Source organism: Actinomadura fibrosa (genome assembly GCF_900659615.1).
Classification (GTDB): domain Bacteria; phylum Actinomycetota; class Actinomycetes; order Streptosporangiales; family Streptosporangiaceae; genus Spirillospora; species Spirillospora fibrosa.
The window spans coordinates 1-7404 of record NZ_CAACUY010000353.1 but is presented as its reverse complement, the minus strand read 5'-3'; the positions used below and the strand labels follow the sequence as shown (position 1 = coordinate 7404).

The 7404-nt window shown below is 75.4% G+C and carries 6 protein-coding genes; 5 read left to right on the top strand and 1 reads right to left on the bottom strand.

The window, feature by feature from the left end; genetic code table 11:
• The 5 genes from E1300_RS45845 to E1300_RS45825 form a co-directional block, all read left to right on the top strand.
• Positions 1 to 1089 (top strand): ABC transporter permease (locus E1300_RS45845; RefSeq protein ID WP_131763546.1); only part of this gene is annotated, 1089 nt, incomplete at its 5' end.
• Between the two features lie 328 nt (positions 1090 to 1417).
• A complete protein-coding gene (locus tag E1300_RS45840; RefSeq protein WP_131763545.1) occupies positions 1418 to 2536 on the top strand; it encodes an Lrp/AsnC family transcriptional regulator in 1119 nt (372 codons plus the stop codon).
• Positions 2537 to 2793: 257 nt separating this feature from the next.
• Positions 2794 to 3597 carry an alpha/beta fold hydrolase gene (locus E1300_RS45835; protein WP_131763544.1) on the top strand — a complete coding sequence of 268 codons (804 nt, stop codon included), beginning with the start codon at positions 2794 to 2796 and terminating at the stop codon, positions 3595 to 3597.
• A complete protein-coding gene (locus E1300_RS45830; protein WP_131763547.1) occupies positions 3597 to 4925 on the top strand; it encodes a SpoIIE family protein phosphatase in 1329 nt (442 codons plus the stop codon). The genes E1300_RS45835 and E1300_RS45830 overlap by 1 nt, the downstream gene beginning before the upstream one ends.
• On the top strand, positions 4922 to 5272 hold the full coding sequence (locus tag E1300_RS45825; protein ID WP_131763543.1) for an STAS domain-containing protein: 351 nt from the start codon (positions 4922 to 4924) through the stop codon (positions 5270 to 5272). The genes E1300_RS45830 and E1300_RS45825 overlap by 4 nt, the downstream gene beginning before the upstream one ends.
• Here E1300_RS45825 and E1300_RS45820 read toward each other — a convergent pair.
• The coding region (locus E1300_RS45820; protein ID WP_207400360.1) for an ATP-binding protein at positions 5269 to 7404 on the bottom strand (2136 nt) is incomplete at its 5' end. The two genes, E1300_RS45825 and E1300_RS45820, sit on opposite strands and share 4 nt — an antisense overlap.

The following is a 7404-nucleotide window of genomic DNA, read 5'->3' as shown; positions in this document are numbered from 1 at the left end:
GTCGCCCGCGCCGGGACCGCCGCCCTCGGCGTCCCGCTGCGCCGCCTCCGCGTCGGCGGCGACCTCGCCGCCGCCAACCTCGGCACCGGCGCCCGCCGCCTCGCGTCCGTGATCACCCCGCTGACGCTGATGCTGGGCCTGACCGCCACGATCCTGTTCGTCCAGACGACGATGGGGCACGCCGCGACCCGGCAGGCCGCCGACGGGACCCTCGCCGCGCACGTCCTCGGCCCGGGAGTCCCGCACGGGACGGCCGAGCGGATCCGCCGGACGCCCGGCGTCACCGCCGTGACCGAGGTGCTGCGCAGCACCGTCCGGGTCGGGCTGGAGAACTACGGTGTCCAGGGCGTCACCCCGGACGGCCTCGGCCGCACCATGGACCTCGGCGTCCGGGACGGCTCCCTCGACCGCCTGGACGCGTCCGGGATCGCCGTGAGCCGGACCGCCGCGAGCCGCCTCCACGTCCGTCCCGGCGACACGCTGCGCCTCACCCTCGGCGACGGCACCCCGATCGCACCGAAGGTCATCGCGGTGTACGACCGGGGCCTCGGCTTCGGCGACCTCACCGTCTCCCGCGACCTCCTGGCCGCCCATGTGGACGACCCGCGCGGCACGCTCCTCGTCGCCGGGACGCTGCCCGTGGCGACCCACCTGCCCGCCACCACGCCCGCCGCCCTCGCCGAGGCCAAGGCGGCGGCGAACGCCGAGGTCAACTATGTCGCGATGGGCCTGATCATCGCGTTCACCGCCATCGCGGTCGTCAACACCCTCGCGATGTCCACCGCCGACCGCGCCCGCGAGTTCGCGCTCCTGCGCATCGTCGGCACCACCCGGCGGCAGGTCATGCGGATGCTCGCCCTGGAGACCCTCGCCGTCGTGCTCATCGCCGCCGTCCTCGGCGGAGCGATCGCGCTCGCCACCCTCACCGCGTTCGGCGAGGGCATGACCGGCGGCGGCCCCCACGTCCCGCCGCTCGCCTTCCTCGGCCTGCTCGCCGGTGCGGGACTGCTGGCGCTGGCCGCGACCGCCCTGCCCGCCCGCCTCGCCATGCTCGCCCGTCCCGCCGACGCCATCTCCGCCCGGGAGTGATCCGGTGATCCGGAACTGAGTGGAATCACCACCGGACCGAGCGTGGAGAACGCCGTAGATGATCAGCGGTCGCGGCGTTCCGCACGCTCGTTTCCGGGGCGATAAAAGCACGAGAAATGGCCGACAATGGCCAGCGGTGGCCGCTTATCGCCCTTGTGGGGATCTCGGAATTCCCATGACCATGGGAATCGTGCGGTCGGCCCGTTCACAGGGGGTCTGACGGACGCGCCGGCCGCGGTACCGCCCGCGCACGTGCGACCAGCCACGTGCGCTCTGCTCGTGCAACCAGCCACGTGCGACCTGCAACGTGCGACCATCGGGGGAACGCATGTCACGCCTGCCAGCCGGCCGATCACTGCCGAAACCGCCACCGGCCGCCCGCCCGGCCCGGACGGGCCGCGAGCCCGTCCCGCTCGACGACGTCGACCGCGGCATCGTCCACGCCCTCCGCATCGACGGCCGGGCGCCGTTCAGCCGGATCGCCGCGGTGCTCGGCGTGTCCACCCAGACCGTCGCCCGCCGCTACGGGCGGCTCAGCAGCGAGGCCTCGCTCCGCGTCGTCGGCCTGCCCGACCCGCAGCGCGCCGGCCAGGCCCAGTGGATGGTGCGGCTCACCGCGAGCCCGCACGCCGCCCAGGACCTCGCGCACGGCCTCGCCCGCCGCCCCGACACCTCCTGGGTGCGGCTCACCTCCGGCGGCACGGAGATCTTCTCCATCATCGACACCCTGAACGACGGCGACGGGCACCACTCCCTCCTGCTCCGCGACATCCCCCGCACCGCGAGCATCACGGCCGTCTCCGCGCACCGCCTCCTGCACACCTACCTCGGCGGCCCCGCCGCCTGGCGCGGGCACACCGCCGCGCTCACCGAGGAGCAGCAGCACCGCCTCCGCCGCCGGGTCGAGTCGCCCGGCGGCGTCCACCTGCGCCCGGCCAGGACGGCGCTCGCCGACGCCGACCGGAACCTGCTCGCCGCGCTCCAGCGCAACGGACGGGCCGGCCTCGGCGACCTCGCCGCCGCGACCGGCTGGTCGTCCTCGACGGTCGCGCGGCGGCTCGCCGCCCTCCAGTCCAGCGGCGCGATCTTCTTCGACGTGGAGATCAACGAGGCCGTGTTCGGCATCACCACCCAGGCGCTGCTGTGGGCGTCCGTCGTCCCCGCCCACCTGGACGAGGTCGCGAGCACTCTCGCCGGGCACGAGGAACTCGCCTTCGTCGCCGCCACCACCGGGCCGACCAACCTCGTCGCGCTCATCCTGTGCCGCGAGCCGTCTGACCTGCACCACTACCTCACCCACCGGCTCGGCGCGCTCGACGCGATCCGCGCGCTGGAGACCGCGCCCGTGCTGAAGACGCTGAAGGCGTCCGGTCCCGTTCCGCCCCGGCGATCCGCCGAGGCGGCCCACCAGCGCGCCGGAGACCGCCTCCGCCCGCTGACCGCGTGAGCGCCGACCCCTTTCTGGAGATTCTCACTATCGCTTCCGCGATCTAACGAATTTCTTGCGAGAAGGCATCCGCGAAAGCCATTCGCAAGGAATGCCTCTCGTTCGAGCGTCGCCGACGGACGAGCACGGGGCGCCGGACGTGCGGCGCGGGGACCGTGGGGGCGCTGGGACTCGTGTGTTTGCCTCCGGGCACCATGGGTACAGGAAGCCGGTTTCCCCTGGTTAAGAGGCTGTGCCCGCTGATGTGGAGATATGCCATGGATGTCCGCGACAGGAACAACGTGGTGGTGACCGGCCGCCCCGATGGGCCGGTCGTCCTGCTGGCGCACGGCTTCGGCTGCGACCAGAACATGTGGCGCCTGGTGGTCCCCGCGCTGGCGGCGGAGCACCGGGTCGTCCTCTTCGACTACGTCGGCTCTGGCCGCTCCGACCTGTCGGCGTGGAGCGAGGAGCGCTACGGCTCGCTGGACGGCTACGCCCGCGACGTCCTCGACGTCTGCGAGGAGCTCGACCTGCGCGACGTGGCGTTCGTGGGGCACTCGGTCAGCGCCATGATCGGGGTGCTCGCCGCCGCGGCGGCGCCCGACCGCATCACCTCCCTCGTCATGGTGGCGCCCTCGCCCCGCTACATCGACGACGACGGCTACCGCGGCGGCTTCAGCGCCGCGGACATCGAGGAGCTGATGGCCTCGCTGGAGTCCAACTACCTGGGCTGGTCGTCCGCGATGGCGCCGGTGATCATGGGGAACCCGGACCGGCCGGAGCTCGCCGCGGAGCTGTCCGACGGCTTCTGCGCGACCGACCCGGCGATCGCCCGCGTCTTCGCCCGCACCACGTTCCTGTCCGACTCCCGCGCCGACCTTCCGGACGTCAAGGTCCCGACGCTGGTGCTGGAGTGCTCCGAGGACGTGATCGCCCCGCGGGAGGTCGGCGCCTACGTGCACGCCGCCGTCCCCGGCAGCACCCTCGTGACGCTCGACGCCACCGGCCACTGCCCGCAGCTCAGCGCTCCCGAGGCCACCGCCGCGGCGATCGCCGGGTTCCTGCGGACCCGGCCGTGATGGACGGCGTCGGGCGGGTGCCCGGCACGGCCGGGGCGGGCGGCGGTGACGCGTCCGCCGACGCCGCGTTCACCGCCCTTCTGGAGGACAGTGAGCGTGAGTTGTACGAGAACGCCCCCTGCGGCCACCTGTCCACGCTCATGGACGGCACCGTCGCGAAGATCAACCAGACGCTGCTGGGCTGGCTCGGCCTGACCCGGGACCAGGTCGTCGGGCGGATGCGGTTCAGCGACCTGCTCACCGTCGGCGGCAGGCTGTACCACGAGACCCACTTCGCGCCGCTGCTGCGCATGCGCGGCGAGATCAGCGGGATCGCCCTGGAGCTCCGGACCGCGCACGGCGACCGCCTCCCGTGCCTGGTCACCTCGGTGATCAAGTACGGCGGCGCGGACGAGCCGCTGCTGATCCGCACCACCGTCTTCGACGCCCGCGAGCGCCGCGCCTACGAGGAGGAACTGCTGCGCGGACGGCAGGCCGCCGAGCGGGCCCAGCGCGACGCCGAGGAGGCGCAGCGGCAGGCCGAGGAGGCGCAGCGGCAGGCCGAGCAGGACCGGAGCCGGCTGAAGGAGGCCCTGGCCGCCCTCCAGCAGAGCCTGCTCCCCAGCACCCTCCCCGAGGTCCCCGGGATGGAGGCGGCCTCGTACTACCACACCGCCTCCCCGGACCGGCTGGGCGGCGACTTCTACGACCTGTTCCCCCTGGACGGCAAGCGCTGGGCGTTCTTCCTCGGCGACGTGTGCGGCAAGGGCCCCCAGGCCGCCGCGATGACCTCGCTGACCCGCTACACGCTGCGCGCCGCGGCCCTCCACGACCCCGACCCCGCCGTGGCGCTCACGACGCTCAACACCGTCCTGAACGAGCGGTACAGCGGCGGCGACCCGCGCTACTGCACCGCGATCTTCGGGGTGCTGGAACCCGGCGACGACGGCCGGACGGTCACCGTCCGCCTCGCGTCCGGCGGGCACCCGCCCGCCCTCGTCATCGGCGGCGGCCGGGCCGACCCCGTGCCCACCACCGGCGGGCTGCTGGTCGGCGTCCTCCCGGACGCCCACTTCGCCGAGGCCGCCACCACGCTCGAACCCGGCCAGACCCTCCTGCTCTACACCGACGGGCTCACCGAGGCCCGCATCGGCCCCGGCCGGGAGAGGTTCGGCGACGACGCCCTGCGGGACTTCGCCGCCGGGCTCACCGCCGCCTCCGCCGGCCATGTCGTCACCGCGCTGACCGGCCTGCTGGAGGGCTTCGGCGACGGCCTCGACGACGACACCGCACTGCTCGCCCTCGGCGTCCCCGGCTCCGGCGCCGCGACCGACGAAGACACGCCGTGACTCCTTTCGCCATCACCGTGCACGCCTCCGAGGCCGGCCCCGTCCTGCGGATCGCCGGCGACCTGGACTTCAACACCGCCTCCGGCCTGCGGGAGGAGGTGCGGCGGGTCCCCCTCGACCCCGGCCGGCTCCTCATCCTCGACCTCACCGACCTGACGTTCTGCGACTCCAGCGGCATCAGCGCCCTCATCGCCGCCCGCAACCGCGCGGTCGCGGCCGGCGCCGGCATCGCCCTCGCCGCCGTGCCGCCGAACACCGCCCGCATCCTCGGCATCGTCGGCCTCGACAAGGTCTTCCCCATCCACCCCGACGCCGCCACCGCCGCCAAAACCCACGAAACCCCCTAGCCGCGGGGCGGGGGATCGCCGAGGAGTTCGCTGATCATGTGGTCGAGGGGGCGCGCGGCGGCCTGCTTCACGAGGCGGTCGGCCGAGTCGGCGCCGAGCGCCGCGCGGATCCGCGCGACGGCCGCGTCATGGAACACCACCATCCGGACGTAGGCGGTGAGGGACGCCCCGGCGCCGTCCAGCGCGCGGCGGGCCGCACCGATCAGCCGCGCGGCCCGCCCGTGCCGCTCGTCCGCCACGGCGATCCACGCCAGCAGCTCCAGCGCGAAGCCCGCGCCCAGCCGGTCGCGCAGCGGCCGCTTGAGCCGCAGGCACTCCAGCACCGCCTTCTCCGCGGCGCGGACCCGGCCGAGCCGCCACGAGCAGAGCCCGTAGGCGTGCCAGGTGCACGACAGGCACCACAGCTCGCCGCTCGTCCGCCCGGCGCCCATGCCCTCCTTGCACAGGTCGAGGGCGCGCCGCAGGTCCGGCGGCGCGGACCGCGGCTGCAACGCGTGGCACAGCGCGAGCTGGTACAGGCAGGTGCGGACGCCCGGGTCCTCGCCCGCCCGCCGCAGCCGCGCCAGCGCCTCCTCGTACAGCGGGACGGCGACCGCCTCGTCGCCCCGGCGCATCGCGATCTCCGCCGAGAACTGGAGGGCGCGGGCCGAGCCCAGATCGTCCCCGGCGTCCTCGGCCGCCGTGCAGGACCCCTCAAGCGACCGCAGCGCCGACGCGTGGTCGCCCTGAAGGCTCGCCAGCCACCCGTGGACGCGCAGCGCCCGCGACCGCAGCGGCCCCGACGCCGGCGCCAGCGACAGCCCGCGCTCCAGCCAGGCCCGCCCCTCGGCGACCGGCCCGCCGAGGCCCCACCGCGGCCAGAGCGCCGCCGCCATGTCCAGACCGGCCCGCGCCTCGTTCGCGCCGCTGAAGCAGAACTCCAGCGCCTCCCGGAAGTTGGCCCGCTCGGTGCGCAGCCGCTCGCAGTGGACGGCCTGGCCCGGGCCCGCCCACCGGTCGGCCCCGTCCAGCGCGATCCGCTGGAACCAGTCGCGGTGCCGGCGCCGCCGCTCCGCCTCCTCCTCCAGCCGGGCCAGCTGCTCCCGCCCGAACGCCCGCGTCCCGGCGAGCATGCGGTAGCGCGGATCGGCCCGGCCCTTCTCGGGGAGCACGACCGACACGCGGATCAGCCGCGCCAGCAGCCCGAGGACCTCCTCCCGCCCGATCGCGCCCCCGGCGCCGACGGACTCGGCCGCGGCCAGGTCGAAGTCGACCGGGAACACCGCCAGGCGCGCCCACAGCAGCCGCTCCCGCGGATCGCACAGCTCATGGCTCCACCCGATGGCCGCGCGGAGGCTCCGATGCCGCCACACCGCCATCTCGTGGTCGCCTGTCAGCGCCTCCAGCGGATGCCGGAGCCGCGCGTGCAGATCGTCCAGCGACAGCGCGCGCAGCCGGCCCGCCGCCAGCTCGATCCCGAGGGGCAGGTGGTCGAGCCGCCGGCAGATCGCCCGGACCCGCTCGCCGTCCGCCGCGTCCGGCGCGGCCCGCGGCGCCACCGCCGCCACCCGCGCCACCAGCATCGCGGCGGCCGGCTCGGGATCGAGCGGCCCGACCGCCAGCACGTGCTCGCCCGCGAGGCGCAGCGGCCTCCGCCCCGTCGCGAGGACGCGGACGCCCGGCGCCGCCCGCAGCACGTCCCGGACGAGCCCCGCGCACGCCGCCGCCAGATGCTCGCAGGTGTCGAGGACGAGCAGGACCCGCCGGCCCTCCAGATGCCGCAGGACGACCCGCTCCGCCGGCTCGCCCGCCCGCGCCTCCAGGCCGAACGCGGCGGCCACCGCGCCGGGCAGGTCAGCCGGGTCGCGCAGCCCCGACAGCTCGGCGAACCGGACCCCGTCGGGGAACGCGTCCCGCAGCCCGCCCGCCGCGTGGACGGCCAGCCGGGACTTGCCCACCCCGGCGGGCCCCGTCAGCGTCACCAGCCGCCCCGACTCCAGCCGCCGCCGGATCTCGCGGACCTCGGCGTCCCGCCCAAAAACGGGACGCTCGTCCACGGGAAGCCCGCCCTGCCCGGGCTCCCCGCCCGGCTCCGGGGGCTCCTCCGGCCGCGGCTCCGGCCGCACGGCCCGCTCGCCGCGCCGGATCCTCCG

Coding starts and splice junctions, on each gene's coding strand:
- E1300_RS45830 (WP_131763547.1), top strand. CDS start 3,597: ATGGACGGCGTCGGGCGGGTGCCCGGCACGGCCGGGGCGGGCGGCGGT.
- E1300_RS45835 (WP_131763544.1), top strand. CDS start 2,794: ATGGATGTCCGCGACAGGAACAACGTGGTGGTGACCGGCCGCCCCGAT.
- E1300_RS45840 (WP_131763545.1), top strand. CDS start 1,418: ATGTCACGCCTGCCAGCCGGCCGATCACTGCCGAAACCGCCACCGGCC.